This window comes from Micrococcus sp. 116 (assembly GCF_902506395.1).
Lineage (GTDB): Bacteria > Actinomycetota > Actinomycetes > Actinomycetales > Micrococcaceae > Micrococcus > Micrococcus luteus.
Genome location: NZ_LR732370.1, coordinates 2,371,454 through 2,398,108, shown reverse-complemented (window position 1 = coordinate 2,398,108; position 26,655 = coordinate 2,371,454). Strand labels below are relative to the sequence as shown.

Below are 26,655 nucleotides of genomic sequence, written 5' to 3'. Positions count from 1 at the left end.
GGTCAGGGTCATGGGAGGTTCTCCAAACGCGGTGCTGGGGCAGGTCAGACGAGGCCGGGGATGGGGAAGTGCGCCTGCGGGGCGGAGAAGACCTCCCCGAGGAAGCGGACGTTGTGGACCATCAGCACGACGCCGAGGATGCCGATCAGCCACGCCGTGGCGGAGGCACCCTGGGCGATGAACCACCGGTCGAGCCTGCGGAGCAGGGGGGTGATCGCATCGCGCAGCAGCATCCGCAGGACGACGAGTGCCAGCGCCGGGGCCACCATCACGAGGCAGTACGCACCGAGCACGGCGAACTGGACCGGCGTCGAGAGCGGCGAGCCGCTGAGGATGCCCACAGCGCCGAGGTAGGGGACCATCGTCACCAGTTCCAGGGCGCCGGCCACGAGAGCCAGGCCCACCAGGGACGATCCGGAGCCGCGAGTCCCGGAGGCATCCGGGATGGCGAGGGCGCGTTCACGCCAACGGGAGAGCCTCCCGGCCGCGCGTGAGGCGTTCCGGCGCCCCCGGTCTCCGCCGGGGTCCAGCACGAAGCTGAGCACCAGCAGGACGGCGCCGACCGCGAACAGGCCGACCCGGAAGACCGGGGACTCGGTGTCGACCAGGCCCGTCGCGCTCACCGCGGAGGCGGCGAGCAGCAGGACAGCGCCCACGGCCGCGTAGAACGCAGCGAGCGTGCCGAGATAGAGCAGGACACGGCGGGCGCGGAGCCGACCCGGAGCGGCCAGCAGCCACACCGGCACGGCGAGGGCGCCGAGACTGAGGGCGTCGACCAGGGCGAGCGCTGTCAGGACGGGGGCAAGGCTGAGAAGGGTGCCGATCTCCGCTGTCATGCCGCCCAGTCTTCCGAGCGACCCCTGGCCGGTCAGCGGTCAAAAGTACAGGTGGCCGATGCCCAATCGTCGACGACGGGCCACGCCCTGTGGGTCAATCCCGCCGAGATCGCGGCAGCGGGATCAGTCCGCGCTCCAGGGCCGTGATGAGGATCTGCACCCGGTCGCGCACCCCGAGCTTCGCCATGACCTTGACGAAGCGGGCCTTCACCGTGGACTCGGTGATGTACAGGGCCGCAGCGATCTCCTTGTTGCTCATCCCCTTCGCCAGCAGGCCGATGACCTCGAGCTCCCGCTCGGTGAGCACGTCCATCAGCTCCTCGTCCACCACCGGGGTGGCCGGCACCGAATCGGCGACGCCGCTGACCACGAACCGGGTCACCTGGGGTGAGAGCACGGCGTCGCCGGCGGCGACGGAACGCACCGCGGCCACCATCTCCTCCGGGCGAGAGTCCTTGACGAGGTAGCCGGAGGCGCCCGCGCGCAGCAGCGGCACCACGTAGCGATCGGTGGAGAAGGTGCTCAGGCCGAGGATTCCGATCTCGGGGCTCTCCTCATGGATCAGGCGGGCCGCCTCGACGCCGTCCATCGTGGGCATCTGCATGTCCAGCAGCACGACGTCGGGCCGCAGTGCGCGGGTCTGGAGGACGGCCGCACGGCCGTCGGCGGCCTCCCCCACGATCTCGATGTCCGGGTCGATGGACATGTAGTCGCGCAGCGTCTGGCGGGTGAGTCCCTCGTCGTCGACCAGCAACAAGCGGATCTCGGTCATCTCGGTCCTCCTCTACGGCGGCCGATGCGCCGGTCGCCGCGCAGCCATCCTAGTGGGTGGCCAGACTCAGCGGACGAACGGGATCCGAATACGGGTCACCCAGTCGTGATCGGCGGTGATCCCCATGGAGATGGTCCCCTCGAAGACCTCGACGCGCGTCTTGAGCGCCTCGACGCCTGTGCCGGAGGACATGACCGGGTCCGCCGTGCCCACGCGGTTGCGGGCACGCAGGGTCACCTCGCCGTCGCCCACCTGGAGGCTCAGGTCGACGGGTGCGGACGGGTCCCCGTGCTTGAGGATGTTCGTGCCCAGCTCCCGGACGATCCGTCGCAGAGACTGACGGATCACCGTGGGGATGGCGGCCGGGTCGCCGGAGAGACGGAGGGAGACCTCCATGCCGGCGCCGCGCAACGCAGCGGCGACCTTCTCCAGGGTCGTGACGAGCCCCTCGGCGGAGACGGTGGCCGCGTCCTCGCCGCCGCTCATGACGTCGAGCACGGCGTCCCGATCCCGGGCGTGGGTGGAGGCCTCCGGGTCATCTGGGCGGCGCAGCAGCGTCAGCATGCGCCGCAGGTCCTCGAGGGTGGACTGGCCGGCCTCGCCGATCATCTCCAGGATCTCGAGGCGCTTGTCGTCGTCCACGAACCGGGCGCGACGGGCCTGCATGACGATGGCCGTGATGTCGTGGGCCACGATGTCGTGCAGCTCGTGGGCGATCGCCGTGCGTTCCTCGGCGCGGACCTCCTCCTGGACGCGTTGCAGGGCCTCGACGCGTTCCGAGGCCCGCACCCAGCGTTCGCGGTACCGCGAGAGCAGCAGACCCAGCACCCCGGCCAGGACCACGGCGGTCACCAGCACGACGACGGCCGACAAGCGGCCCGTCGATGTGGCGCCGTGCGCCCACACGTACAGGGAGAACAGCGCCCAGAACACGCCCCATTCACGCGCCGTCAGGGCAAAGGTGAGCACACCGTTGAGCACGACGCCCACGAAGGCGACCCCCACCAGCTGGGAGAGCGAGCCGGGCAGGACCACGAGGCTCGCCGCGGCCAACAGCACCCAGATGAGTGCGGAGGCGCGCACGCTGAGGGCGAGGGCCAGCACCGGGAGATAGACGCCGCCGGCGACCGCGGCGTGGAGGAGGTCGGTCTCGCCTTCGTAGAAGGTCCGATCGGCGAGGGTGAAGGCGACGGCCAGGACCGCCACGGCCACTCTCACGAGCGCTCCGCCGGGCACGACGGGGTGGAGGAGCCAGTCGACGACGCGCGGACCGGCACCGACGCGTGCGGTCTCCGCCGTTCGTCTGCTGTCCGCCACACCCGGAGTCTAACGGCGGTGCCGCAGGCGACCCCGCGTCAGCACGGGAGCAGCTGGCAGAAGAAGTCACGCACGAACAGCGACTCGACCTCCTGCCCCTTGGACGTGCCTGCCCCGGGGACGACCAGGGGGTTCGACGGCGCGGCGGTGGCGGCCCCGGCGGGCTGCACCAGGAGGGAGGAGGCGACGGCGGCGGCGGCGAGGAGGGCGGAGAGATTCTTCATGGGAGGCGTCCTCTCGGAGGGCGGGAGGCCGGCTGCCTCCTGCTGACGTCTCCATCCTCGGAGCCCAATGCCCGCCGGGCGTTAGACAGAAGTACGAACTCGCGACGAACGTTAGGGCAGACCGGCCGCAGGGAAGCCCACCTGGTCGAGGAGGGACTTCAGGGGCGGCTCCTGCCCCTCACCGGCCGAGACACGACGCCGCAGCCGTCGAGCCGGCCGGCGATGTCCCAGCGGACCGACTGCGGGCCTTGACGGCCCGTGGTGCAGGCGGCCTCGAGTCGGACGGTCTCGGCCTCGTCCAACGGCGTCACCCTACCGGCGGCGCAGGGCGAAGGACGCGCCGTGGTGGTTCTGCGGCAGGTGGTCGCCGCGGCCGAAGAGCTTGTGGCGCAGCGTGCCGTCCGTGTACGCGGTCTTGTAGCGGCCGAGCTTCTGCAGCTCCGGCACCACGAACTCCACGATGTCCTCGAAGGTGCCCGGGGTGATGTGGTAGGCGAGGTTGAAGCCGTCCACGTCGGTCTCGTCGGCCCACTCGACGAGCTGACGGGCCGCGGACTCGCCGCCGCCCACGATCACGGGGCCGAAGCCGCCGATGCCCACCCATTCGGCGAGCTTGCGCACGGTCCACTCCTCATCCGTGCCGGAGGCCTTCTGGAAGGTCTCCACGGCGGACTGGATGGCGTTCGACTTCACGTCCCCGATCGGCTCGTCCAGGTCGTACTGGGACAGGTCGATGCCCATCCAGCCGGACATGAGCACGAGGCCGCCCAGCGGGTCCACGTACTGCGCCAGGTCGTCGTACTTGGCCCGCGCGTCCTCGTCGGTGGCCCCGGTGACGATCGTCTGCATCGCGAAGATCCTCACGTCGTACGGGTCACGGCCGGCGTCCACCAGGGCCTGGCGGATCTTCTTCACGGTGGCGGCCGCCAGCTCCTTCGTGGGGGAGTTGATGAACACGGCCTCGGCGTGCTTGCCGGCGAAGGCGCGGCCGCGCGTCGAGGCGCCGGCCTGGTAGATCACGGGGGTGCGCTGCACGGACGGCTCGGTGACGGCGTGGCCGGGGACCTTGAACCACGTGCCCTCGTGGGCGATGTCGTGGACCTTGGCCGGGTCCGCGAACACGCCGGACTCCTTGTCGTAGACGACGGCGTCGTCCTCCCACGAGCCCTCGAGGAGCTTGTAGACGACGTCGAGGTACTCGTCGGCGTGCTCGTAGCGCTCGTCGTGCTCCATCTGGTCGTCCTGGCCCATGTTCTGGGCGGCGGAGGGCAGGTAGCCGGTGACCACGTTCCAGCCCACGCGGCCGCCCGTGAGGTGGTCGAGCGTGGCGAGGCGGCGGGCGAACGGGTAGGGGTGCTCGTAGGCGGTGCCGGCGGTGACGCCGAAGCCGAGGTGCTCGGTGACCGCGGCCATCGCGGAGACGAGCAGGAACGGGTCGTTCACGGGGGTCTGCGCGCCGGTCTTGATGGCGGCCTCGGAGGTGCCGCCGTACACGGAGTACGGGCCGAGGACGTCGGCGATGAACAGGCCGTCGAACAGGCCCTTCTCCAGCGTCTGCGCCAGGTGCGTCCAGTAGCCCAGGGTGTTGTAGTCGCGGGCGTGGTCGTCGGGGTGACGCCAGAGCCCCGGGGACTGGTGGGCGACGCAGTTCATGTCGAATGCGTTGAAGAGGATCTCGCGGTGCTCATCCGGGCGGGTGGGTGCTCCGGCCCCGGCGTTCTCGACGGTGCTCATGGGTCTCCTTTCCAGGGCCGCCCGGTCGCAGGGGCGCGGCCGGGCGGGCGACGGCTCCGCACCATGCAACGCCGACGCGGCCGGCGGTGGAAGTCGGTCCGGCCCAGGGGTTCATGACGGCCCCGCCGGACCCGGCCACGCGTCCGGCGCCCGGTTCGTGACATGCCCTGACCGTGACGGAGGACACGTCCGCGGGTGGCGTCCCTGTTGCGGCCCAGTGGCACCCCAGCGCTGAGCCAGAGAAATCTGCTGCCTCCACCCTGCAGAGACGACCGAAACGTCTGGCTCGGCGCTGGGCTCGGGCCGTGACGGCCGGCCGGGCCAGGACCGGCGGCGCCCCCGGTGTGACGCCCGTGTGACCCTCCGGCGCCGGCGGCCGGGCGACCGCGCGGCCGACCGGGCCCGCGGTGGTCTACTGGCATCCGTATCCGTCCGACACCGACGACGAAGCGACGATGGGAGCCCTCCATGAGCGTGCACGCGCCTTCCCGTGCCACCGCCTCCACCCCGGTCCGGGACGAGGACCGCCACAGCCTCGACGTCGTCTTCCGCGGCGTCGGGCGCACGTTCCCCACCGCGGACGGACCACGCGTCGTCCTGCGCGACGTGGACCTGACCGTGGCGCCCGGCGAGGTGCTCGCCGTGATCGGCGCCTCCGGCTGCGGCAAGTCCACGCTGCTGCGCGCCGTGGCCGGCCTGGACCCGGACTTCGACGGAGAGCTGCTGATCGACGGCTCGCCCGTGCGACCCTACGACGAGCGCACCGCCGTCGGCTTCCAGGAGCCGCGCCTGCTGCCCTGGCGCACCCTGCGCCGCAACGTGGAACTCGGCCTGCCCCGGGAGCTGGACCGCGCCGCGGGCCGGGACCGCGTGCAGGAGCTGCTCGAGCTCGTGGGCCTCGCGCCCTTCGCGGAGCACCGCCCCCGGGAGGTCTCCGGCGGCATGGCCCAGCGGGCCTCGCTCGCCCGCGCCCTGGCGCGCCGCCCCGGCGTGCTGCTGCTCGACGAGCCCTTCGGCGCCCTCGACGCCCTGACGCGCCTGAAGATGCAGGACCTGCTGCTGGACGTGCACGCCGCCACCGGCACCACCGTCCTGCTCATCACCCATGACGTGGAGGAGGCCCTGCAGCTCGCCGACCGCGTGCTGCTGCTCGCCCGTGACGTCCCCGCGCCCGACGGCGGGGCCCGCCCCGGAGCGACCGTGGGGCGGATCGTGGACGTGCCGGGGGCCCGTCCCCGCGACCGCGCGGACGCCCGCCTGGCCCGGCTGCGCGCCGAGCTCCTCGAGGGCCTCGGCGTCGAGAGCCACGCCCGATGAGCGGCGCCGGCTCCGCACGCCTGACCCGTCGCACGGCGCTCGGCCTGCTGGCCGCGTCCCTGCCCCTGGGCCTGAGCGGATGCGTCCTGCAGGGTGAGGCGACGACCGGGCCGGTGAACGGTCCGGACACGCTGAGCATCGACTACGCCACCTACAACCCGCTCTCCCTCGTGATCCGCCACCAGGGATGGCTGGAGGAGACGCTCGCGCCCCGCGGCGTCCGGGTGAACTGGGTGTTCTCCGCCGGCTCCAACAAGGCCAACGAGCTCCTGCGCTCGAATTCCGTGGACATCGGGTCGACGGCCGGCTCGGCCGCGCTGCTGAACCGGGCCAACGGAGCGCCCACGCGCATCGTGGGCATCGCCTCGCGGCCGGAGTGGTCCGCGCTCATGGTCCCGCCCGGCTCTGACATCACGGACGTCGCCCAGCTCGCGGGCCGCACGGTGGCCGCCACGCGCGGGACGGACCCGTACTTCTTCGCCGTGCAGGCGCTCGAGGCCGCCGGGGTGGACCCGGCCGACGTCGAGATCCAGAACCTGCAGCACGCCGACGGCCGCGCCGCCCTCGCCGGCGGATCGGTGGCCGCGTGGTCCGGGCTCGACCCGATCATGGCCAAGGCCGAGGCCGAGGGCGCCCGCTTCCTGTACCGGGACCTCGCCCTGAACACGTTCTCCGTCCTCAACGCCACGGAGTCCTTCCTCGAGGCGGACCCGGAGACGGCCCAGACCGTCCTGGACACGTACGAACGCGCCCGCGCCTGGGCGCTCGAGCACCCGGACGAGACCGTCGGGATCCTGGCCGAGGCCGCGAAGATCTCTCCCGACGTCGCCCGCACCGTGATCCTCGAACGCACCAACGCGGACGTCAGCCCCGTGCCGGGCCAGGAGCTGCTCGACGCCCTGACGGGGGTCGGACGGATCCTGGTCGGCACCGGGTCCGTCGACTACCAGCACCAGGTGGACGCCGCGCTGGCGAGCATCCTGGACACCCGTTTCGCCGAGGAGGCCATCCGATGAGCACCGCCCTGACCACCCCCGCCGCGACGACGGGCCCCGAGGCGCGCGAGCGGTCGGGTCACGACGACGGCGACACAGGGGCGCGCCGACGGCAGCGGCCCCGGGTGCTGGACCGGCCCGGCGCCCGGGCGGTGGTGGGGCTGGCCGCGCCCGCTGTCCTCCTGATGCTGTGGTGGGCGGTGACGGCCGCCGGGCTGCTCTCCGCGGTGCAGCTGCCCTCCCCCGGCGCGGTGCTCAGCGCCGGCGTCAACCTGCTGGAGCGGGGCGACCTGTGGCTGCACGTGGGGATCTCCACCCAGCGCGTGCTGCTGGGCTTCCTGCTCGGCGCCGCACTCGGGCTGGCCGTGGGGTCCGCGCTCGGGCTGTCCCGGTGGGCGGACGCGCTGTTCGCCCCGCTGATCGGGGCGCTGCGCGCGGTGCCCTCGCTGGCCTGGGTGCCGCTGCTGATCCTGTGGATGCAGATCGGCGAGGAGTCCAAGGTCACCCTCATCGCGATCGGCGCGTTCTTCCCGGTGTTCACCACCGTCTACGCCGCCCTGCGCCATGTGGACCCGCACCTGGTGGAGGCCGGTCGGGCCTTCGGCTACCACGGGCTGTCCCTGCTGCGGACGGTGCAGCTGCCCGCCGTGGTGCCGGCCGTGTTCTCCGGCCTGCGGCTGGCCCTGGCCCAGGCCTGGCTGTTCCTGGTGGCCGCGGAGCTGATCGCCTCCTCGATGGGCCTGGGCTTCCTGCTCACCGACTCGCAGAACAACGGACGCACGGACCGCCTGATCCTGGCGATCATCCTGCTCGCCGTGCTCGGCAAGCTCACCGACTGGCTGCTCGGCCTGCTGGAGCGCCGGGCCCTGCGCCGCTGGGCCTGAGCCCGGCACGTCCGGCCGCCCGGTCGTCGGGTCAGTCCCCCTCGGGGACCTCGCCGGCCGACGTGTAGGCGGTCGGCGGGGTGCCGTTCACGAGCCAGTCGCCGGCCATGCGCACCTTGAACGCCGCCGGGTCGTGGGTGGCGAGGGTGCGGGCGTTGCGCCAGTGCCGGTCGAGGCGCAGCGTGGCCGACGTCGCCGACGCGCCGAGCGTGTCGAAGATGCGGGTGCACACCTCGAGGACGGCCTCCGGCACCACGGCCTGGGCCCGGTACGCGGCCGCCATCGCCTCGGCGGACGCCGCCGGGCCGGCCCCGTGGGCGCCGTCCTCCCCCTCGTCGAGCAGCCGCCCGATCTCGCGCACCATCAGCTCGGCCGCGGCCTGCCGCCCGGCCAGCTGCCCCATGATCTCGAGGAGCTGCGGGTCGTCCTTGGGCAGCGCGGCCGTGCCGGTGTTGAAGGTGCGGCGCCGCTGCCGCAGCAGCTGCGTGCCCTCCGTGAGCGCCGCCCGACCGATCCCGGCCTGCAGCGCCAGCAGGGTCGCCTCCATGAGCACGGGCACCGGTCCGTCCTGCCGCGGCACCTCGAGCAGCTCCTCGGCCGCGGCGTCGTCGAGCACCACGGACCCGGTGGCGGTCAGGCGCTGGCCGAACCCGTCCCAGTCGTCCTTGATGCCCACGCGCGGCTGACGCACGCGCACGACGGCGACGGCTCGGTCCGGCTCGCGGACCGCGCCCCCGGCCCGCTTCGAGTTCCGGCGCGAGACGAGGTCCGCCCCCTCGATGCCCACGGTCGCGGCGGTCCACGTGGCGAACGCCGAGCCGGTCGCGTAGTACTTCTGCCCCCGCACGACCCAGGTGCCGCCCTCGTCCCGGCTGGCCAGGGTGGCGGCACGGCCCGGCGCGGCCCCGCCGGCGCGTTCGGCCAGGGCGGAGCCGGCCCAGTCCCCGTCGACGATGTGCCGCAGCCACCGCTCCCGGCGGGCGGGCGCCTGGTCCATGGCCGTGGCGATGAACACGAGGTGGGAGCGCCAGACGTGCGCGGTGTTCACGTCCCGGGCGGCCAGGTCCATGAGCAGGCGCAGCACGGTCTCACTGCCGCCGCCCTCGCCGCCCGCGTCCTCGGGGACACCGACCTTGCCGAACCCGGCGGCCTGCAGCTCCCCGAGGGCGGCGAACGGCAGGTGCCGGCCCGCCTCGCGGGCCCGCTCGCCGTGGGCGACGGAGTCGAAGGCGTCGGCGTACCGGGCGGCGAGGGTGGCGTAGGTGGTCATGGACCTACTCTGACACGCGCGGGCGGCCCGGGGGCCGGGACGCCCCGGCCGTGGGACGGGGTCCACACCGGCCGCCGTCGCCCTGGCCCGCGCCGGACGCCCGCGGGGCCCCGGCGGGCCGAGCATGACCGCCGGTGACGACGGCGGGCGCGGCGCCGTCGTCGGCGTCCCTACCCTGGTCGGACCCGCCGACCAGGAGGACCGCCGCCCATGACGCCCACCGAGGACCCCGCCCGCCCCGACCCGGCCGAGGAGGGCGCCTCCGGGACCGTCCGCGGACCGAACGACGGCGTGCCCGCCGCGGCCCTCGCGACGCTGCCCGGCCCCCTGCCGCAGGCGCTCGTCGACGCCGCCGACCCGGACGTCCACCCCGGCCGCCCGGCGGACCGGCTGCACGGCGGGCGCGGCGACGGCCGTCCGGTGGCCGAGGCGGACCGGCTCGCGTTCTGGGAGGCGGCCGGCCGACGTCTGAGCTGGGAGCGACCCTTCACCCGGACGCACTCCCTCACCGCCCCGGACCCGGCCGCCGAGCGCGGCCCGGAGATCCGCTGGTACGAGGACGGCACCCTGAACGTGGCCGTGAACTGCGTGGACCGGCACGTGGCGGCGGGGCGCGAGGAGAAGGTCGCCCTGTACTTCGAGGGCGAGCCCGGCGACCGCCGCGCCGTCACCTACGCGCAGCTGCAGCGCGAGGTCGCCCAGGCCGCGAACGCCCTCGAGGAGCTGGGCATCGGGGCGGGCGACCGCGTCGTCGTGTACCTGCCCGTGCTCGTCGAGACGATCGTCATCACGCTGGCGTGCGCGCGGATCGGCGCCGTGCACTCGCTCGTGTTCGGCGGGTTCTCGGCGGAGGCGCTGCGGTTCCGCGTGGAGGACACGGGCGCCAAGCTGCTCGTCACCACCGACGGCCAGTTCCGCCGCGGCACCGCCGTCCCCGTGAAGGCCAACGCGGACGAGGCCGTGTCCGGGGACAACGCGATCGAGCACGTCCTCGTCCTGGACCGCACGGGCCACCGGGACATCCCGTGGACCGAGGGCCGGGACCTGTGGTGGCACGACGTCGTGGACCGCCAGCCGGACACCCACACCCCGCGCGCCTTCGACGCGGAGCACCCGCTGTTCATCATGTACACCTCCGGCACCACGGGACAGCCCAAGGGGCTCGTGCACACCTCCGGCGGGTACCTCGCCGCGGCCTCGTGGACACACGACTTCCTGTTCTCCCACCCGGACCCGGCACGGCGCGACGACGACGTCCACTGGTGCACCGCGGACCTGGCCTGGGTCACCGCGCACACCTACGAGATCTACGGTCCGCTCTCGAACGGGGTCACGCAGGTGATCTACGAGGGCGTGCCGAACGCCCCGCACCCGGGCCGGCACTTCGAGGTGATCGAGCGCTACCGGGTGACGAGCTACTACACGGCGCCCACCCTGATCCGCTCGCTCAAGGGCTGGCATCCGGACGGGATCCCGGCGCACGCGGACGGCGGTCCGGACCTGTCCTCGATCCGTCTGATCGGGACCGTGGGCGAGTCCGTGAACCCGGAGGCCTGGACGTGGGCCCGCACCCAGATCGGCCGGGACACCCCGGACCTGCCGATGGTGGACACGTGGTGGCAGTCCGAGACGGGCGCCACCGTGCTCTCCCCCCGCCCCACGGACACGGCCTTCAAGCCGGGCTGCGGCTCCCGGCCCCTGCCGGGGGTGGACGTGGCCGTGGTCGACGACGACGGCGCCCCCACGCCCGAGGGCCTGCAGGGCCGGATCGTGGTCACCCGCACCTCGCCGGCGATGGCCCGGACGGTGTGGCAGAACCCGGCCCGCTACTTCCACTCGTACTGGGAGGACTACGCGGACCAGGGCGAGGCGGGCTGGTTCCTCGCCGGCGACGGCGCCAAGCGGGACGAGGACGGCGACGTCTGGATCCTCGGGCGCGTGGACGACGTCATCAACATCTCCGGGCACCGGCTGAGCACCATCGAGATCGAGTCCGCCCTCGTGGCGCACCCGGAGGTGATCGAGGCGGGGGTGTGCCCCGTGCCGCACGAGACCACCGGGCACGCCGCCGTCGCCTTCGTCGTGGCGCACGAGAGCTGGCTGGCCGGCGACGACGGCCCCGGCGCCTCCGCCACCGACCGCGCCGAGGAGCTGCGGCGGCATGTGGGGCGGGTGATCGGGCCGGTGGCCAAGCCCGCCGAGGTGGTCTTCGTCCCCGACGTGCCCAAGACCCGTTCGGGCAAGATCATGCGGCGGCTGCTGACGCAGCTGCACCAGGGCACCGCGCTCGGGGACACCACGAGCCTGCAGAACGAGCCGTGCGTCGGGCAGATCGCCGAGGTGCTCCGGGCCGGCCGCCGCGCTCAGGACGCCGGCACCGGCGCCGTCCGCAGCGCCAGCTCGGCCAGCACCTGAGCGGCCCGCGGCACCACGGCGTCGTCGAACACGGCCTGCGGGGAGTGGTTGACCGGGGCCTCGTCCGGGTCCACGCCCTCCGGGACCGCCCCGAGCAGGACGTAGGCGCCGGGCACCCGCTGGAGGACCTCGGAGAAGTCCTCGCTGCCGGGCTCGGGCTCGGGCAGCTCCCGGTAGGCGTCGGCCCCGTACAGGTCCTCCACGGTCCGGCGGACGAAGGCCACCGCGTCCGCGTCGTTGGCCGTCACCGGGAACGCGCAGTCCGTCCGGACCTGGGCGCTCATGCCGTGCGCCGCGGCGATCCCGTGCACCATGCGCTCCACGGCCGCGCGCAGCCGGGCGCGGGCGTCCGCGGAGAAGGTCCGCAGGGTGAGGGCGAGGGTGGCGCTGTCCGGGATGATGTTGGCCGCCGTGCCCGCGCTCAGGTGCCCGACGGTCGCGACCACCGGGTCGAAGGCGTCGAACTGCCGGGTGACCACGGACTGCAGCGCCAGCACCATCTCGGCGGCCACGGGCACCGGATCCTGGGCCAGGTGCGGCACCGAGCCGTGCCCGCCTCGACCGTGCACCGTCACCACCAGGTCGTCGCAGCCGGCCTGGATCGCCCCCGGGCGGCTGAGCAGGACGCCGCGCGGGTACGTGCCCGAGGAGACATGGATCGCGTAGGCGGCGTCCACCGGTCGCCCGGCCGCCTCCAGCAGCCCCTCCTGGATCATGTGCAGGGCGCCGCCGCCGGTCTCCTCCCCGGGCTGGAACATGGCCACCACGTCGGCGGTGAGCTCCCCGCGACGGCGCACCAGCCACGCCAGCGCGCCGTAGAGGCCGGCGGTGTGCAGGTCGTGGCCGCAGGCGTGCATGGTGCCCGGCACGGCGGGGGCGTACTCCAGCCCGGTCTCCTCCGTGACGGGCAGGGCGTCCATGTCCCCCCGCAGCAGCACGACCGGCCGCCGGGCCCCCTCCGGCAGCGGGGCCCCGCCGCGCAGCACCACGACGACGGAGCTCAGCGCCCGGCCCACGCTCGTCTCCAGCGCAGGGCGGCCGGTGGCGGCATCCTCCCCCGCCTCAGCGCGCAGGGCCTCGAGCCGCTCGAGGACGGCGGCCTGGGTGCGGGGCAGGTGCAGGTCCAGCTCCGGATGCCCGTGGAGGAGGCGGCGGAAGGCGATCGCCTCCCGGGCGATGTCCTCCGGCAGGTCCGGGGCGAGGGCGTTCGCGGGCGGGGTGGGGGCGGTGCGGTCCATCAAGACATCATGCCGTGGCGGCCCGCCGGCCCACCCGGATCGCGCAGCGGGTCAGCCGGCCAGCTCCTGCAGCTCGGGCAGGTCGAAGACGTCCTCCGAGGCGGGGGCCTCGTGCGCCTCGACCGCGTTCCACTCGGTGAAGGTGGCGTCCGCGGCGGGCCGGAGGCGCAGCCGCGGATGTGCCGTCCCTGTGCGGGTCAGCCGCCGGTGGCGCCGTCCTCGAAGATCTGCCCCACCGGGCTCTGCTTCTCCGCCTGGAACACGTCCTCGGCACGGCCGTAGGCCCAGTACGCGCTCACCGACAGCTGTCGCCGGTCCACGCCGCGCACGTCCGTGAGGTACGCCCGGACGCGCTTGACCTGCTCCCGCTCGCCGTGCACGAACGCGTGCACCCGCCCCTCCCGCCACGCCGCGTCCTCGACGGCGGCGGCGAACCGCGTCGTCTCCGGGGTGAAGGGGCCGCCGCGGTGCAGCCAGCGCACCTCGACGCCGGCCGGCGCGGTCAGGGGCACCTCGTCCCGGGCGTCGGTCACCTCGATCAGCGCGAGACCGGCCGCCGCGGCGTCCGTGGCGGCGAGGTCTTCGAGGGCGGCGGCGATCGCCGGCAGCGCGGCCTCGTCGCCGGCGAGCAGGTGCCAGTCGGCGGTGGGGTCGGGTCGGTAGGCGCCGCCGGGGCCCAGGAACGCGACCTGCTGCCCCACGGGCTCAGAGGCCGCCCACGCCCCGGCCAGGCCGCCGTCGTGCCCGAGGGCGGCGCCGTCGTCGTCCGCGCCGTGGACCACGAAGTCGACGTCCATGGTGCGGGCGGCCGCGTCCATGCGGCGCACCGTGTAGGTGCGGCGGACCGGCAGCTGCTCCGGGGCGAGGCGCTCGCGGAGGGCGTCCAGGTCGTACGGGGGCTCGAGGCCGAGCGCGGGGTCGGCGAAGAGCAGCTTCACGTACTGGTCCGTGGCGCCCTTCTCCACCCAGCGGGCGTGGACGGCGTCGAACTGCTCGCCGCCGAGGGTCAGGCGCACGAGGTGCGGGGTGAGCCGGCGGGCGGCCACCACGGTGAGGACGGTCTGGGGCCGGGCCATGCGGGCCTCCTGGGGTCGGGGGCGGGGTCTGCGCAGGCACGCGTCGCCCACTCTCCCACGACGAGGCGGATTAGCGCACGTCAGCGTGATGTTTTCCGCGGCGTCGGGGTCAACGGAACCGGGCTCCCCGGTGGCCCTCCGGCAGCAGCGGTCCCGCGCCGGCCGGGGCCGGAATGGCGCGGCGCGCCCCTAGGCTGAGCCCGTGCGTCTCGTCCTGCTCGTCCTGCTCTCGCTGCTGAGCCAGCAGCTCGGCGCGTCCGTGGCGGGCCTGCTGTTCGACGACGTCGGCGCGTCCGCCATGGTCGCCCTGCGCGTGGTGTTCTCCGCGGCCGTGCTGCTGCTCGTCACCCGGCCGAGCCGCGCCGCCCTCGCCGGCCTGGGCCCCCGGGGGTGGGCCGCCGTCGTCGGGCTGGGCGCGGCCATGACCGGCATGAACCTGGCCATCTACGAGGCGTTCGCGCGGATCCCGCAGGGCGTGGCCGTGACGTTCGAGGTGCTCGGGCCGCTGGCGCTGTCCGTGGCGGCGAGGCCGTCGTGGCGGTCGGCGGCGTGGGCGGCCCTCGCGCTCGCCGGGATCGGGGTGCTCGGCCGGGAGGGGTTCAGCGCGGGCGGCGGGATGGCGTGCTGGGCGGGGTACATCCTGCTCTCCCGGCGCGCGGGGACCCATCTGCCGGGGGTGCAGGGGCTGGCCCTGGCGACGGCGGCCGGGTCCCTCGTGGCGCTGCCGGTCGGCGTCGCGACGGCGGGGGCGGCCCTGCTCTCTCCCGTGGTGCTGGGCGTGGGGCTGGCCGTGGCGCTGCTGTCCACGGCGGTGCCGTACGGGATCGACCTGCAGGTGCTGCGCCGCATGCCGACCGCGCTGTTCTCCCTGCTGACGTGCCTGTCGCCGATCGCGGCGGCGCTGACCGCGTGGGCCGTGCGCGGGCAGGAGCTCACCCCGCTGGACCTGGCGGGGATGCTGCTGGTGATCGCGGCGTGCGCGGCCGCCGTCTGGACGAGCCGGTCACCGGGTGTGGCGGGCGGGGGCCGAGGCTAGCCTGGGTCGATGCCCCACCCGTCCCGTCCCACCCCCGACGACGTCCCCGCCGCCGAGCGCGCCGCCCTGCGCCGTGGCCGGCTGCGTCCGTGGCTGCCGTTCCTGCTCGCGGCCGTGCTGTGCCTGGCGCTGCTGGGGTGGGCCCTCGTCGCCCTGCCGGGCCTGCCGGAGCGCGTGCCCACGCACTGGGGCGTCGACGGGCGGCCGGATGCGTGGGAGGACACCTCGTTCGGCACGGTGGCGGCGGGGCCGCTGATCGGCCTCGGCATGACGGGTTTCCTGGCGCTGGTCTCCGCTATGGTCACCGCCCTCACCCCCACGGATCCGGGACTGTCCCCGTGGCGGCGCGTGCGCCAGGCGGGAGTGCACCGCGGGGTCCAGGAGTGCCTCGGGTGGTCGTGCGTGCTCATCGTGCTGGTGCTGGCCCCGACAACGGCCGAGGTGCTCGCCGCCGGGGCGTGGACGATGCCGTGGTGGATCCTGCCCCTCACGCTGACCGTGCTCATGGTGGGCGTCTTCCCGGCGATGCGGGCCAGCATGCGGCGGTGGACGCGCTGGTCGGACCGCGTCGCCGCGGCCCTCGGGCACCGGCCCACGGCCGCGGAACGCGCCGAGGACGAGGTGTGGACGCCCCTGGGGCTCAAGCGCGACCCCGAGGACCCGGCCGTCTTCCCCGCCAAACGCCCCGGCTACGGCGTGGGCGTGACGATCAACCTCGCCACGCCGGTGGGCCGGTGGCTGGTGCGCGGATTCGTGGCGGTGTTCATCATCGGCCTGCCGCTGGCGCTCTGGCTCGGCGCGTTCGCCGCGCGGTGAGGCGGACCGTGTCCGACGACGTCGCCGTCCGCCTGCTCCTGATCGCCGACACCCACATCCCGCGGCGTGCCCGCGCCCTGCCCGCGCAGGTGTGGGCCGGGGTGGCGCGGGCCGACGTCGTGCTCCACGCCGGCGACTGGGTGACCGAGGACGTGCTCGACGACCTCGACGCACGGGCCGCCCGGCTGGTGGGCGTGTGGGGCAACAACGACGGGCCGGGGCTGCGGGCGCGGCTGCCCGAGGTGGCGCGCGTGGAGATCGGCGGGGTGCGGATCGCGATGGTCCACGAGACGGGCCCGGCGGCCGGCCGCGAGCGCCGCATGGCCGCGGCGTTCCCGGACGCGGACGTGCTGGTGTTCGGGCACAGCCACATCCCGTGGGACACCGTGGCCGGGCCGGAGACCGCGAACCCGGGCCTGCGGCTGCTGAACCCCGGCTCCTGCACGGACCGGCGACGGCAGCCGGTGTGCACGCTCATGCGCGCGGTGGTGCGGGGCGGGCGGCTCGAGGACGTGGAGCTGGTGCCCGTGGACCGCACGCCGTGACCGACGGGCCGGCCGCTCCCCCCTGCAACGCTGGTTGAGTTATCACGGGTCCAGGCGGCTTGCACCCGTGATAACTCAACCCGCGTCGCGCCGGTGCCACCATGACCGGCGGGTCGGCCGCTCCTGCACAGCCACCACGACGACGGCGGCCCTCCCCAGGGCGCGTCGGTCCGGTCCGTCGCAGGGCCCGGGGGCGGCAGGCTCACCCCATGACCGCGCGCACGCCCCTGCCGTCCACCCTCGCCGCGGGCGCCTTCACGACGGCCGAGCTGCACGCCGCCGGCCTGCCGTGGCGCCGCACCCTCGCGGCAGACCTCGCCCGGATCTGCCGCGGCGTGCACACCGCGGGCATCCCCGACCCGTGCGCCCCGGACGGCGCGGCCGCGCTGGTCCGCCTCACGGGCGGGGTGGTCTCCCACGTCTCTGCCGCCCTCTGGCACGGACTGCCGCTGCCGCCCCGCCTCGCGCGGCCCGCCGGACTGCACCTGACCTTCGACCGCTCCGCGCGCACGCACCGGACCGACCTGGACGGCGTCGTCAGCCACCGGGTGCGGCTGCCCTCCGACCACGTGCTCGAGCTTCCCGACGGCCAGCGCGTCACGACGGCGGCGCGCACCTGGTTCGACCTCGCCGGGATGCTCCGCCCCCACGAGGTGGACTGGCTCATCGCGGCCGGCGACCACCTGGTGCGTCCGCCGTGGACGCCGACGGGCCGGGCGCACCCCGTGGCCACCGTGCCCGGGCTGTCGGAGGTGCTCGCCCGCTGCCGTGGCCGGCCGGGTGTCCGTCTCGCACGTGCCGCGCTGGCGGAGGTGCGCGTCGGGGCCGACTCCCCGCCCGAGACCTTCCTCCGGCTCGCGCTGATCCGGGCCGGGCTGCCGGAGCCGGAGCTGCAGGTCGCCGTCGACCCGGCCGACCCGGCCTCGCCCGTCGTGGACCTCGGGTACCGGGGGGCGCGCCTGGCCCTCCAGTACGACGGCGCCGGCCACCGCGCGGCTCAGCAGCAGGCGAGGGACGCCCGTCGGGACGCGTACTGCCTCGAGCGGGAATGGACGACCCTGCGCTGCACCTGGGAGGACCAGCGCGCTGGGTTCGGGCGGATCGTGGGGCTGGTCCGGCGTCGGCTCGCCCGCACGCGCTGATCCGCCCCGCCCGGCCAACGCGGGTTGAGTTGTCACGGGTCCCGTCCAACGCGGGTTGAGTTGTCACGGGTCCAGGCCCGCGTAACCGGTGATAACTCAACCCGCGTTGCACGGCACCGGCCGGCGCCGCGTGACGCTCTGCGACGTGCCCACCCTGCCCCCGGCGCGCCTCGCCCGGGACAATGGGGCGGACTGTCCCGAAGCCTCCATCGAAAGGACCCCCGTGGCTGACCACGAGTTCGGCTTCCGCACCCAGGCGCTGCACGCGGGCGCCGTCCCGGACGCCGTCCACGGCTCCCGCGCGGTGCCGATCCACCAGACCAGCTCCTTCGTGTTCGAGTCCGCCGAAGACGCCGCCAACCTCTTCGCGCTGCAGAAGTACGGCAACATCTACTCGCGGATCGGCAACCCCACGGTCGCCGCGTTCGAGGAGCGGGTCGCCACGCTCGAGGGCGGGATCGGGGCCGTCGCGACGGCGTCCGGCATGGCCGCCGAGTTCGTCACCTTCGCGGCCCTCGCCGGGGCCGGCGACCACATCGTGGCGTCCTCGAAGCTCTACGGCGGCACGATCACCCAGCTGGACGTCTCCCTGCGCCGGTTCGGCGTCGAGACCACGTTCGTGGACTCCGCCGAGGCCGCGGACTTCGAGGCCGCCCTCCAGCCCAACACCAAGGCGGTCTACACGGAGATCGTCGCCAACCCCTCCGGTGACGTCGTGGACCTGCCGGGCCTGGCCGACGTCGCCCACCGGCACGGCGTGCCGCTCGTCGTGGACGCGACCCTCACCCCGCCCTACCTGATCCGGCCGATCGAGCACGGCGCGGACATCGTCATCCACTCGGCCACGAAGTTCCTCGGCGGGCAGGGCACCACGCTCGGCGGCGTCGTGGTGGAGTCCGGCCGCTTCCCATGGGACAACGGCAAGTTCCCGTCCATGACCGAGCCCGTGCCCTCGTACGGCGGCGTCTCCTGGTGGGGCAACTTCGGCGAGTACGGTTTCCTCACCAAGCTCCGCTCGGAGCAGCTGCGCGACTTCGGCCCGTCGCTGGCCCCGCAGTCGGCGTTCCAGCTGCTGCTCGGCGTCGAGACGCTGGCCCCGCGCATGGACGCCCACCTGGCGAATGCGCAGGCCGTGGCGCAGTGGCTGGACGAGGACCCGCGCGTCTCCTGGGTCCGCTACGCCGGCCTGCCCGACCACCCGCACCACGCCCGCGCGCAGCAGCTGCTGCCCCGGGGCGTCGGCTCGGTGTTCAGCTTCGGCGTGGCCCCGGCAGCCACGGACACCGACGACGGCGCCTCCGGCCCGGAGGCCGGGCGCGCGACGGCGTCGCGCTTCATCTCCGCGCTGCAGCTGGCCTCCCACCTGGCCAACATCGGCGACGCGAAGACGCTGGTGCTGCACCCCGCCACGACGACCCATCAGCAGCTCACCGCCGAGCAGCTCGTGGCCGCGGGCATCCCGGCGGACCTCATCCGCATCTCGGTGGGCATCGAGGACCTCGAGGACATCCTCTGGGACCTGGACCAGGCCCTGACCGAGGCCACCGGCCGCGCCCGCGACGGCGCCGTCGTCCCCGCAGAGCAGGAGGCCTGAGCCATGAGCACCACCCACCCCGAGCGCACCTGGACCGGCCCCGGCGCCCCCGAGCGCCTGGCGATCCTGCGGCGCACCCGGTCGATCGCGATCGTCGGCGCCTCGGACAAGCCGGCCCGTGCGTCGTACTTCGTGGCCACGTACCTGCTGAGCTCGACCACGTACGACGTCTACTTCGTGAATCCCGTGCTCGCCGCGGCCGGCAAGGAGATCCTCGGCCACCGCGTGTACGCCTCGCTCGACGACCTGCCCGTCACCCCGGACCTCGTGGAGGTGTTCCGCAAGTCCTCCGACGCCCCCGAGGTGGTGGCGGACGCCGCCCGCGTGGGCGCCCGGACCGTGTGGCTGCAGCTGGGCATCTGGAACGAGGACGCCGCGCGTCAGGCCGAGGCCGCGGGCCTGGAGGTCGTGATGGACCGCTGTGTGAAGATCGAGCACGCCCGCTTCCACGGCGGGCTCAACCTCGCCGGCTTCGTCACCGGCGTGATCAGCTCGCGGCGCCAGGAACTGGACCGCTAGGCGGACGACGCCCCGTGTCGGGCGTCGTCCGGCCCTCGTTGCGCACCCGCCCGTCGATGGCGTGAGATGGGCCCATGACCTCCGAGCTCCCCTCCTCGTCCCTCTCCCCCGCCTGGACCGGCCGCACCGACGGCGACACCCCCGAGCACCTGCGCTGGCACCAGGTCGTCCGCCCCGCCGACGGCCGCGGCGAGCCCACGACGACGCAGCGCCACCCCGGTGCCGGCGCTCCGACGTCGGGCGCGCGGTCCACGGCGCTCGTCGGCTTCGCCTCGGACGAGGGCGTGCGCCGGAACCACGGCCGCGTGGGCGCCGAGGACGGCCCGGAGGCGCTGCGCGGTGCGCTCGCCTCGCTCGCGTACCTCGAGGGCACGGGCGCGCTCGTGGACGCGGGCGACGTGTCCGTGGACCGCGGCGACGACGACGCCCCGGGCGAGCTCGAGGCGGGCCAGGCCGAGCTGGGCACGGTGGTCAGCGGGCTGCTGAACGCCCACGACCTGGCCGTGGTGCTCGGCGGCGGACACGAGACCGCCTACGCCTCGATCACGGGCCTGATCGGCTCCACGCGCGTGGGCGCGGGCACGCGCGTGGGCATCCTCAACCTGGACGCGCACTTCGACCTGCGCGAGGCGCCGCGGCCCAGCTCCGGCACCCCGTTCCTGCAGGCGCTGCGGGACGCCGAGGGGGCGGAGCATCAGCTCTCCTACGCGGTGGTGGGCATCAGCGAGGCCAACAACACCCGGGCCCTGTTCGACACCGCGCGCGAACGCGGGGTCACGTGGGTGACCGACGAGCAGGCCCAGACCGCCGACGTCACCGGCGTCCGCCGCTGGGTGCGCTCGTTCATCAACGCGGTGGACGTGCTCTACCTGACGATCGACCTGGATGTGCTGCCGGCCGCCGTCGCCCCGGGGGTGAGCGCACCGGCCGGCTTCGGCGTGCCGTACGAGGTGATCCACGCGTGCGCGCTGGAGGCCACCCAGTCCGGGAAGCTGGCCCTGGCCGACGTCGTGGAGCTCAACCCCGCCCTGGACGTGGACGGCCGCACGGCGAAGGCCGCGGCCCGGCTGATCCACACGGTCGTCAGCCGTCACCGGACGGACGCGTCGCTGCTGGCCTGAGCGGGCCGGGGGTCCCTTCCGGCGCGGGGGGCCGCGGGCGTCAGCGTCCCTCCGCCCACGGGGCCGGGGGCTCGGCGCTGCCGTGGGCCGCGCGTCGGGCGGCGTAGTCCAGTGCCGAGCGTGCCAGGAAGTCGTGCAGGGCCAGCACCCCGGCCCGGGCTCCTGCCGAGTCCCTCCGGGTCACCGCCTCCAGCGCCGGGACGTAGAACGCCCGGCCGCGTTCGACCTCGTCGGGCAGGCCCTTCGTGGTGGCGAGCCAGAACCGGCGGCACAGCCCCTGGAGCGGGACCAGAGAATCGGCGAGATAGCGGTTGTTCGCGATCGTGCGCAGGAGTTCGTGCGAGCGCCCGACGGCGGCGACGTACGCCGGCAGGTCCTCCACCGTGCGCAGGTGCCGCACGTGGGCCGCGACGGCGGCCAGCTGCTCCTCGTCCGCCCGTGCGCAGGCCAGTCCCACGGCCAGCGCCTCGAGCGACCGCCGCACCTCCAGCCTCTCCAGCTGGTCGTCCACGGAGATCGGGGGCACCTGCAGGCCACGTCCCCCACCGGCCAGGAGCCAGTGGTCTCGGATGAGGCGTTGCACGGCCTCGCGCAGGGGCGTGCGCCCCGTCTCGGCGGCGTCGATGAGGGCCGCCTCGCTGAGGATGGCGCCCGGTGGCAGCTCCCCGGTCTCGATCTTCTGCGTCAGGCGGGCGTAGGCCTCCTCCGACTTGTTCATGGGCCCAGCCTAGGCAGTCATCTTCCCCCCCCTCCGCTTGATATATCCGGAATATGCGGCGTAGCGTGGCCCACATCCTGTTACCGGCATCACATGGAGGACCCGTGAAGTACCGCCCGCAGCACGAGGCCAACCCCCTGCCCTTCTCCCCCTTCAAGAGCTCCACCGTGCCGCGGCCCATCGGCTGGCTGTCCTCCGTGAGCACGGACGGCCGGGAGAACATCGCCCCCTACAGCCAGTGGCAGAACCTCACCTTCGACCCGCCCATGGTGATGTTCTCCGCGAACCAGTACCCGGACGGACGCCGCAAGGACACCGTCCTCAACGCGGAGCAGACCGGCTGGTTCGTGTGGAACATGGCCACCTACGACCTGCGCGAGGCCGTCAACGTCTCCGCCATGGCCCTGGAGCCGGGCGAGAGCGAGTGGGACCGCATCGCGGAGCACGGCGTCACCAAGGTCTACGCGGACGCCCACCCCATCCCGATGGTCGCCGAGTCCCCCGTGCGCTTCGAGTGCCGCTACCACTCGACGCACCGCATCAAGGGCGACTCGAACGTCGGCACCATCGACGTGGTCTTCGCCCACGTGGACACCATCCACATCGACGACGACGTCATCACCTCCGACGGCCGCCTCGACATCCCGCGCATCCAGCCGATCGCCCGCCTGGGCTACTTCGACTACACCGTGGTGCGGGAGACCTTCGAGATGCGGGTGCCCGGCGCCGACGGCGATGCCCAGGCCGGCCTCGAGGGGCGGTCATGAGCACCGCGGCCACCGGTGCGGCCCGGCCCGCTCCCGTGCCCGGGGCCCGCCCCCGGAGCCTGAAGGACATGCTGGCCGTGAACTTCGGCAACGCGCTGGAGTGGTACGACTGGAACGTCTACACGATCTTCGCCCCGGTCTTCGCGGCGCAGATCTTCCACGCGGACAACCCCACCTCCGAGCTGCTCGCCACCCTGGCCGTCTTCGCGGTGGGCTTCGTCGCCCGCCCCATCGGCGGCTACGTGTTCGGCGCCTACGCGGACCGGGTGGGCCGCAAGCGCAGCCTCTTCGCGGCGATGATGATCACCGCGCTCGGCAGCCTGATCATCGCCTTCACCCCCACCTACGGCACGGTGGGCGTCCTCGCCTCGGTGATCCTCGTCATCGCCCGTCTGCTGCAGGGCCTGGCGCACGGCGGCGAGATGGGCACCTCCGTGACCTACCTCGTGGAGCGGGCGCCGCAGGGCCGGCGCGGGCTGTTCGGGGCGACGTCGTGGGTGTCCGTGGTGGTGGGCACGATCCTGGCGACACTCGTGGGCCTGGCCGTCAACACGCTGCTCTCCCACGAGCAGGTGGCGTCCTGGGGCTGGCGCGTGGCGTTCGGCATCGGCGGCGTCCTCGGCCTCTACGCGCTGTACCTGCGCCGGAGCCTGACGGAGTCGGAGCACTTCACGGCGGCGCAGCAGGTGGTGCCCACCGCCGACGACGCTCCCCGCCGGGAGCCGGGTGCGGTGTGGCGCGGCCTGCTGACGATCTTCCTGGTCTCCGCGGGCGGCTCCCTGATGTTCTACACGTGGCTGATCTACCTGCCCACGCACGCGCAGGTGGCCCATCAGATGGACAAGTCCACCACCCTCTCGGCCTCGCTCGTGGCCCAGGTGATCTTCCTGGTCGCCATCCTCGGGGCGGGCCTGCTGGGCGACCGGGTCGGCCGCCGCCCGCTGGTCATCGCCTTCGGCCTGCTCTTCGTGGTGCTGCCGTTCCCGCTGTTCGGCATGCTGGACGGCACCTTCGCCTCGTTCCTGCTCGTGCAGACCATCGCCCTGCTGGCCGTGGCGCTGCTGTTCGGCGTCAACGGCGCCGTCTGGTCCGAGGCGCTGCCCACGGCGGTGCGCGCCAAGGGCGTGGCCACCATGCTCTCACTGGCCACCGCGATCTTCGGCGGCACGGCGCCGTACCTGATCACGTGGCTGACGGCGCAGGGGTGGACCAGCGCGTTCCCGATCTACCTCATGGTGGTCGGCGGCCTCACCGGCCTGACCGGCCTGTTCATGAAGGAGACGAAGGACGTGGACCTGGCGGCCTGAGCCGGGGCCAACCGACCCGACCCGCAGGCCGCCCCTCCACACACAGAGTGGTCACGACACGCCGTCTCGCGCAGACGCACGCGGCGTGTCGTGACCACTCTGCGGCGTCGGATGACGCTGTGGCGTCAGTGCCCCTCGGCCTCGGCGCCCTCGGACTCCTCGGCCAGGTCCTGCGGCTCGGCGTCGGCGGACACGCCCGCGAGCGCCTCCGCCACGGCGGCCAGCACGGACCCGTCGCGCAGGGCCTGCTCGGCGGCGGCCAGCTGCGGGGCCATGTACTGGTCCGGGCCGGGGCCGGGGACACCGGCCTCGCGGATCACGCGGACGGCGGCACCGGTCGCGGCGGAGGGCTGCAGCGGGGCGCGCAGCTCGATCGCGCGGGCGGCGGCCACGAGCTCGACGGCGAGCACCCGGCGGAAGTTCTCCACGGCCGAGCGCAGCTTGCGGGCGGCGTGCCAGCCCATGGAGACGTGGTCCTCCTGCATCGCGGAGGACGGGATGGAGTCCACGGACGCGGGCACGGCCAGGCGCTTCATGTCCGAGACGAGCCCGGCCTGCGTGTACTGGGCGATCATCATGCCGGAGTCCACGCCCGGGTCGTCCACGAGGAACGCGGGCAGCCCGTGCGAGCGGGCCGGGTCCAGCATGCGGTCGGTGCGGCGCTCGGACATGCTGGCGACGTCGGCCACCGGGATGGCCAGGAAGTCCAGCACGTACGCCACGGGCGCCCCGTGGAAGTTGCCGTTCGAGCTCACCCGGCCGTCGTCGAGCACCACCGGGTTGTCCACGGTCGCGGCGAGCTCGCGCTCGGCCACGGTGCGCACGTACGCGAGGGTGTCGCGGAGGCCGCCGGCCACCTGCGGGGCGCAGCGCAGCGAGTAGGCGTCCTGCACGCGGGAGTCGCCCTCCTTGTGGCTGGCCACGATCGGCGAGCCCGCCAGGATCTTCAGCATCCGGTCGGCGGAGGTCGCCTGGCCCGGGTGGGGGCGCAGCGGCAGGTGCAGCTCCGGCACGAACACGCGGTCGGTGCCGAGCAGCGCCTCCACGGACATCGCGGCGGTGAGGTCCACGGTGTCGGCGAGCTCCTCGAGGTCGGCCAGCGCCATGATCAGCATGCCGAGCATGCCCTCGGTGCCGTTGACGAGGGCCAGGCCCTCCTTCTCCCGCAGCTCGACCGGCTCGATCCCGGCCTCGGCGAGCGCCTCGCCGGCCGGACGCAGCGCGCCGTCCGTCCCGACGACGTCGCCCTCGCCCATCAGCGCCAGGGCCACGTGGGAGAGGGGGGCGAGGTCACCGGAGCAGCCCAGGGAGCCGAACTCGCGCACGGCGGGGGTGATGCCCGCGTTGAGCATGGCCACGAAGGTCTCGACCACCACGGGGCGCACGCCCGTGCGGCCGGAGGCCAGCGTGGTGGCCCGCAGGAACATCAGCGCGCGGACGACCTCGCGCTCCACCACGGGGCCCATGCCGGCGGCGTGGGAGCGGATCAGGGACTTCTGCAGCTGCGCGCGGGACTCGAGCGGGATGTGCTTGTCCGCGAGCGCGCCGAAGCCGGTGGACACGCCGTAGGTGGGCGTCTCGGCCTCGGCCAGCGCCTCGACGTGGCGGCGCACCGCGCCGACGGTCTCGAGCACGTCGTCGGCGAGCACCACGCGGGCGTCGTGGCGGGCCACGGCGACGACGTCGTCCAGGGTGGCCCCGGACGTGCCGAGCGTGACGGTGACGGGAGGGGTGGTCATGGTGATGCGTTCTCCTTGCTGTCGGTCGATCAGACGGCCCGGCGGCCCGCGCGCCAGACCGCGTGGGTCAGCGGCATGCCGGGGCGGTAGGCCAGGTGGATGGCGGCGGGGGCGTCGAGCACGTGCAGGTCGGCGCGCTTGCCGACCTCGAGGCTGCCGACGCGGTCCTGCGCGCGCAGGCCGAGGGCCCCGCCGAGGGTGGCGGCGCGCACGGCCTCGGCGAGGGTCAGGTGCATCTGCAGCACGGCGGTGCCCACGTTGAAGTTCATGGACGTGGTGTAGCTGGTGCCCGGGTTGCAGTTCGAGGCCAGGGAGACCTCGATGCCGGCGTCGAGCAGACGACGCGCGGGCGCCAGCGGGGCGCGGGTGGACAGGTCGCACGCGGGCAGGCAGCCGGCCACGGTGCCGGGCGTCCCGGTGGCGGAGGCGCGGTCCCAGTCGGCCCAGGTGCCGGCCAGGGCCTCGACGTCCGCGTCGGAGAGGTGGTTGACGTGGTCCACGGAGGCGGCGCCGAACTCCACGGCCACGCCCACCCCCGGGCCCTGCTCGATCTGGTTGCCGTGCAGGCGCACGCCCAGGCCCGCCGCCACACCCGCGGCGAGCACGCGGCGGGTCTGCTCGGCGTCGAAGGCGCCGGTGTCGCAGAACACGTCCACCCAGCCCACGTGCTCCCGCACGGCCGCGAGCATCGGCCCGACGACGTCGTCCAGGTAGTCCTCCGCATCCCGGCCCGGGGGCACGAGGTGGGCGCCGAGGAAGGTCACCTCGTCCACGAGGCCCTCCTCGCGCAGCCCGGCCAGCAGGCGCGCGTGGCGCGCCTCCTCCTCCACGGTGAGCCCGTAGCCGGTCTTGGTCTCGAGGTAGGTGGTGCCGCCGGCCACCGCGTCGGCCACCCGGCCGCGGACCAGCTCGGCCAGGCGAGCGTCCGAGGCGGCGCGGGTGGCGGAGGTGGTCACGCCGATGCCGCCGGCCGCGTAGGACTCGCCGGCCATGCGGGCCTCGAACTCGGCGGAGCGGTCCCCGTCGAACACGAGATGCGTGTGGGAGTCCACCCAGCCGGGCAGCACGGCGCGGCCCTCGACGGACACCCGGTCGTCCGCCTCCGGGGCGTCCGCGGCGGGGCCGATCCAGGCGATGCGCTCGTCCTCGACGACGACGGCCGCGTCCGTGAGCACCCGCCCTTCGGGGTCGACGGTGGTCAGCTCGGCGATGTCGGTGATGAGCGTGGAGCGCATGGGGGCCTCTCTGCGGGACGGACGGGGGTGGGCCGGTG

The 26,655-nt window shown here is 74.2% G+C and carries 24 protein-coding genes; 13 read left to right on the top strand and 11 right to left on the bottom strand.

All coding sequences use genetic code 11. The annotated features are described in order from the left end of the window. Nucleotides 1–44: 44 nt before the first annotated feature. The 5 genes from CITRIK5_RS11235 to CITRIK5_RS11215 all read right to left on the bottom strand — a co-directional run bounded on the left by CITRIK5_RS11235 (nucleotide 45) and on the right by CITRIK5_RS11215 (nucleotide 4,883). Nucleotides 45–836, bottom strand: a complete 792-nt coding sequence (locus CITRIK5_RS11235) for a GAP family protein (protein ID WP_049147075.1) — start codon at nucleotides 834–836, stop codon at nucleotides 45–47. A 94-nt stretch (nucleotides 837–930) separates the two neighbouring features. Then, nucleotides 931–1,608, bottom strand: a complete 678-nt coding sequence (locus CITRIK5_RS11230; protein WP_049147073.1) for a response regulator transcription factor — start codon at nucleotides 1,606–1,608, stop codon at nucleotides 931–933. A 66-nt stretch (nucleotides 1,609–1,674) separates the two neighbouring features. Beyond that, nucleotides 1,675–2,925, bottom strand: coding sequence for a sensor histidine kinase (locus CITRIK5_RS11225; protein ID WP_049147071.1), 1,251 nt, complete (start codon nucleotides 2,923–2,925; stop codon nucleotides 1,675–1,677). Between the two features lie 38 nt (nucleotides 2,926–2,963). After that, complete coding sequence (locus tag CITRIK5_RS11220) at nucleotides 2,964–3,149, bottom strand: hypothetical protein (RefSeq protein WP_098093749.1); 186 nt, start codon at nucleotides 3,147–3,149, stop codon at nucleotides 2,964–2,966. A 312-nt stretch (nucleotides 3,150–3,461) separates the two neighbouring features. Beyond that, nucleotides 3,462–4,883, bottom strand: coding sequence for an LLM class flavin-dependent oxidoreductase (locus CITRIK5_RS11215; protein WP_098093751.1), 1,422 nt, complete (start codon nucleotides 4,881–4,883; stop codon nucleotides 3,462–3,464). 468 nt (nucleotides 4,884–5,351) lie between these two features. On the opposite strand from CITRIK5_RS11215, the gene CITRIK5_RS11210 reads away from it, so the two are divergent. From CITRIK5_RS11210 to CITRIK5_RS11200, 3 genes are read left to right on the top strand one after another with little or no spacing between them, the layout of a single operon-like run. Next, nucleotides 5,352–6,200 (top strand): ABC transporter ATP-binding protein, encoded by an 849-nt coding sequence (locus CITRIK5_RS11210; protein ID WP_020621435.1) that lies wholly within the window; start codon nucleotides 5,352–5,354, stop codon nucleotides 6,198–6,200. Next, nucleotides 6,197–7,216 carry an aliphatic sulfonate ABC transporter substrate-binding protein gene (locus CITRIK5_RS11205; RefSeq protein ID WP_159833648.1) on the top strand — a complete coding sequence of 340 codons (1,020 nt, stop codon included), beginning with the start codon at nucleotides 6,197–6,199 and terminating at the stop codon, nucleotides 7,214–7,216. The genes CITRIK5_RS11210 and CITRIK5_RS11205 overlap by 4 nt, the downstream gene beginning before the upstream one ends. After that, entirely contained in the window at nucleotides 7,213–8,079 is an 867-nt protein-coding gene (locus tag CITRIK5_RS11200) for an ABC transporter permease (protein WP_049147884.1), read from the top strand. The genes CITRIK5_RS11205 and CITRIK5_RS11200 overlap by 4 nt, the downstream gene beginning before the upstream one ends. Nucleotides 8,080–8,110: 31 nt before the next feature. Here the strand turns inward: CITRIK5_RS11200 and CITRIK5_RS11195 are convergent, their stop codons facing one another. Next, nucleotides 8,111–9,349 carry an acyl-CoA dehydrogenase family protein gene (locus tag CITRIK5_RS11195; protein ID WP_041104458.1) on the bottom strand — a complete coding sequence of 413 codons (1,239 nt, stop codon included), beginning with the start codon at nucleotides 9,347–9,349 and terminating at the stop codon, nucleotides 8,111–8,113. 210 nt (nucleotides 9,350–9,559) lie between these two features. Here CITRIK5_RS11195 and acs point away from each other — a divergent pair, with 210 nt between their 5' ends. Continuing rightward, nucleotides 9,560–11,764, top strand: coding sequence for an acetate--CoA ligase (gene acs, locus CITRIK5_RS11190; RefSeq protein WP_159833646.1), 2,205 nt, complete (start codon nucleotides 9,560–9,562; stop codon nucleotides 11,762–11,764). Here acs and CITRIK5_RS11185 read toward each other — a convergent pair. After that, complete coding sequence (locus tag CITRIK5_RS11185; protein ID WP_119217586.1) at nucleotides 11,713–13,002, bottom strand: M20 family metallopeptidase; 1,290 nt, start codon at nucleotides 13,000–13,002, stop codon at nucleotides 11,713–11,715. The two genes, acs and CITRIK5_RS11185, sit on opposite strands and share 52 nt — an antisense overlap. A gap of 197 nt (nucleotides 13,003–13,199) precedes the next feature. Next, nucleotides 13,200–14,078 (bottom strand): siderophore-interacting protein, encoded by an 879-nt coding sequence (locus CITRIK5_RS11180; protein WP_119217587.1) that lies wholly within the window; start codon nucleotides 14,076–14,078, stop codon nucleotides 13,200–13,202. Nucleotides 14,079–14,280: 202 nt separating this feature from the next. Between CITRIK5_RS11180 and CITRIK5_RS11175 the strand changes: the two genes are divergently transcribed. The 7 genes from CITRIK5_RS11175 to hutG all read left to right on the top strand — a co-directional run bounded on the left by CITRIK5_RS11175 (nucleotide 14,281) and on the right by hutG (nucleotide 20,851). After that, nucleotides 14,281–15,114: a DMT family transporter gene (locus CITRIK5_RS11175; protein WP_159833644.1), complete on the top strand. Its 834-nt coding sequence runs from the start codon at nucleotides 14,281–14,283 to the stop codon at nucleotides 15,112–15,114. A 9-nt stretch (nucleotides 15,115–15,123) separates the two neighbouring features. Next, nucleotides 15,124–15,930 carry a DUF1648 domain-containing protein gene (locus CITRIK5_RS11170; RefSeq protein WP_119217589.1) on the top strand — a complete coding sequence of 269 codons (807 nt, stop codon included), beginning with the start codon at nucleotides 15,124–15,126 and terminating at the stop codon, nucleotides 15,928–15,930. An 8-nt stretch (nucleotides 15,931–15,938) separates the two neighbouring features. Next, nucleotides 15,939–16,475, top strand: coding sequence for a metallophosphoesterase (locus CITRIK5_RS11165; protein ID WP_095695243.1), 537 nt, complete (start codon nucleotides 15,939–15,941; stop codon nucleotides 16,473–16,475). A 209-nt stretch (nucleotides 16,476–16,684) separates the two neighbouring features. Beyond that, nucleotides 16,685–17,617 carry a hypothetical protein gene (locus CITRIK5_RS11160; protein ID WP_159833642.1) on the top strand — a complete coding sequence of 311 codons (933 nt, stop codon included), beginning with the start codon at nucleotides 16,685–16,687 and terminating at the stop codon, nucleotides 17,615–17,617. Nucleotides 17,618–17,840: 223 nt separating this feature from the next. Continuing rightward, on the top strand, nucleotides 17,841–19,211 hold the full coding sequence (locus tag CITRIK5_RS11155; RefSeq protein WP_036315810.1) for an O-acetylhomoserine aminocarboxypropyltransferase/cysteine synthase family protein: 1,371 nt from the start codon (nucleotides 17,841–17,843) through the stop codon (nucleotides 19,209–19,211). 3 nt (nucleotides 19,212–19,214) lie between these two features. After that, a complete protein-coding gene (locus CITRIK5_RS11150; RefSeq protein ID WP_041104443.1) occupies nucleotides 19,215–19,730 on the top strand; it encodes a CoA-binding protein in 516 nt (171 codons plus the stop codon). A 74-nt stretch (nucleotides 19,731–19,804) separates the two neighbouring features. Next, complete coding sequence (gene hutG, locus CITRIK5_RS11145) at nucleotides 19,805–20,851, top strand: formimidoylglutamase (RefSeq protein ID WP_144861871.1); 1,047 nt, start codon at nucleotides 19,805–19,807, stop codon at nucleotides 20,849–20,851. Between the two features lie 40 nt (nucleotides 20,852–20,891). Here the strand turns inward: hutG and CITRIK5_RS11140 are convergent, their stop codons facing one another. After that, a complete protein-coding gene (locus CITRIK5_RS11140) occupies nucleotides 20,892–21,569 on the bottom strand; it encodes a GntR family transcriptional regulator (RefSeq protein WP_041104439.1) in 678 nt (225 codons plus the stop codon). A gap of 104 nt (nucleotides 21,570–21,673) precedes the next feature. Here CITRIK5_RS11140 and CITRIK5_RS11135 point away from each other — a divergent pair, with 104 nt between their 5' ends. Then, entirely contained in the window at nucleotides 21,674–22,336 is a 663-nt protein-coding gene (locus CITRIK5_RS11135) for a flavin reductase family protein (protein ID WP_144861869.1), read from the top strand. Next, on the top strand, nucleotides 22,333–23,643 hold the full coding sequence (locus CITRIK5_RS11130; protein ID WP_041104434.1) for an MFS transporter: 1,311 nt from the start codon (nucleotides 22,333–22,335) through the stop codon (nucleotides 23,641–23,643). The genes CITRIK5_RS11135 and CITRIK5_RS11130 overlap by 4 nt, the downstream gene beginning before the upstream one ends. A 125-nt stretch (nucleotides 23,644–23,768) precedes the next feature. Here CITRIK5_RS11130 and hutH read toward each other — a convergent pair whose 3' ends face one another. Both hutH and hutI read right to left on the bottom strand, forming a co-directional pair. After that, nucleotides 23,769–25,382 carry a histidine ammonia-lyase gene (hutH, locus tag CITRIK5_RS11125; protein ID WP_041104432.1) on the bottom strand — a complete coding sequence of 538 codons (1,614 nt, stop codon included), beginning with the start codon at nucleotides 25,380–25,382 and terminating at the stop codon, nucleotides 23,769–23,771. Nucleotides 25,383–25,411: 29 nt separating this feature from the next. Then, nucleotides 25,412–26,617: an imidazolonepropionase gene (hutI, locus tag CITRIK5_RS11120; RefSeq protein WP_036384398.1), complete on the bottom strand. Its 1,206-nt coding sequence runs from the start codon at nucleotides 26,615–26,617 to the stop codon at nucleotides 25,412–25,414. Nucleotides 26,618–26,655 lie beyond the last annotated feature (38 nt).

Excerpts from the sequence above, each read along its gene's own strand:
- CITRIK5_RS11235 (WP_049147075.1), bottom strand. The coding sequence starts at position 836 with ATGACAGCGGAGATCGGCACCCTTCTCAGCCTTGCCCCCGTCCTGACA.
- CITRIK5_RS11230 (WP_049147073.1), bottom strand. The coding sequence starts at position 1,608 with ATGACCGAGATCCGCTTGTTGCTGGTCGACGACGAGGGACTCACCCGC.
- CITRIK5_RS11220 (WP_098093749.1), bottom strand. The coding sequence starts at position 3,149 with ATGAAGAATCTCTCCGCCCTCCTCGCCGCCGCCGCCGTCGCCTCCTCC.
- CITRIK5_RS11215 (WP_098093751.1), bottom strand. The coding sequence starts at position 4,883 with ATGAGCACCGTCGAGAACGCCGGGGCCGGAGCACCCACCCGCCCGGAT.
- CITRIK5_RS11210 (WP_020621435.1), top strand. The coding sequence starts at position 5,352 with ATGAGCGTGCACGCGCCTTCCCGTGCCACCGCCTCCACCCCGGTCCGG.
- CITRIK5_RS11205 (WP_159833648.1), top strand. The coding sequence starts at position 6,197 with ATGAGCGGCGCCGGCTCCGCACGCCTGACCCGTCGCACGGCGCTCGGC.
- CITRIK5_RS11200 (WP_049147884.1), top strand. The coding sequence starts at position 7,213 with ATGAGCACCGCCCTGACCACCCCCGCCGCGACGACGGGCCCCGAGGCG.
- CITRIK5_RS11195 (WP_041104458.1), bottom strand. The coding sequence starts at position 9,349 with ATGACCACCTACGCCACCCTCGCCGCCCGGTACGCCGACGCCTTCGAC.
- acs (WP_159833646.1), top strand. The coding sequence starts at position 9,560 with ATGACGCCCACCGAGGACCCCGCCCGCCCCGACCCGGCCGAGGAGGGC.
- CITRIK5_RS11185 (WP_119217586.1), bottom strand. The coding sequence starts at position 13,002 with ATGGACCGCACCGCCCCCACCCCGCCCGCGAACGCCCTCGCCCCGGAC.
- CITRIK5_RS11180 (WP_119217587.1), bottom strand. The coding sequence starts at position 14,078 with ATGGCCCGGCCCCAGACCGTCCTCACCGTGGTGGCCGCCCGCCGGCTC.
- CITRIK5_RS11170 (WP_119217589.1), top strand. The coding sequence starts at position 15,124 with ATGCCCCACCCGTCCCGTCCCACCCCCGACGACGTCCCCGCCGCCGAG.
- CITRIK5_RS11160 (WP_159833642.1), top strand. The coding sequence starts at position 16,685 with ATGACCGCGCGCACGCCCCTGCCGTCCACCCTCGCCGCGGGCGCCTTC.
- CITRIK5_RS11150 (WP_041104443.1), top strand. The coding sequence starts at position 19,215 with ATGAGCACCACCCACCCCGAGCGCACCTGGACCGGCCCCGGCGCCCCC.
- hutG (WP_144861871.1), top strand. The coding sequence starts at position 19,805 with ATGACCTCCGAGCTCCCCTCCTCGTCCCTCTCCCCCGCCTGGACCGGC.
- CITRIK5_RS11140 (WP_041104439.1), bottom strand. The coding sequence starts at position 21,569 with ATGAACAAGTCGGAGGAGGCCTACGCCCGCCTGACGCAGAAGATCGAG.
- CITRIK5_RS11130 (WP_041104434.1), top strand. The coding sequence starts at position 22,333 with ATGAGCACCGCGGCCACCGGTGCGGCCCGGCCCGCTCCCGTGCCCGGG.
- hutH (WP_041104432.1), bottom strand. The coding sequence starts at position 25,382 with ATGACCACCCCTCCCGTCACCGTCACGCTCGGCACGTCCGGGGCCACC.
- hutI (WP_036384398.1), bottom strand. The coding sequence starts at position 26,617 with ATGCGCTCCACGCTCATCACCGACATCGCCGAGCTGACCACCGTCGAC.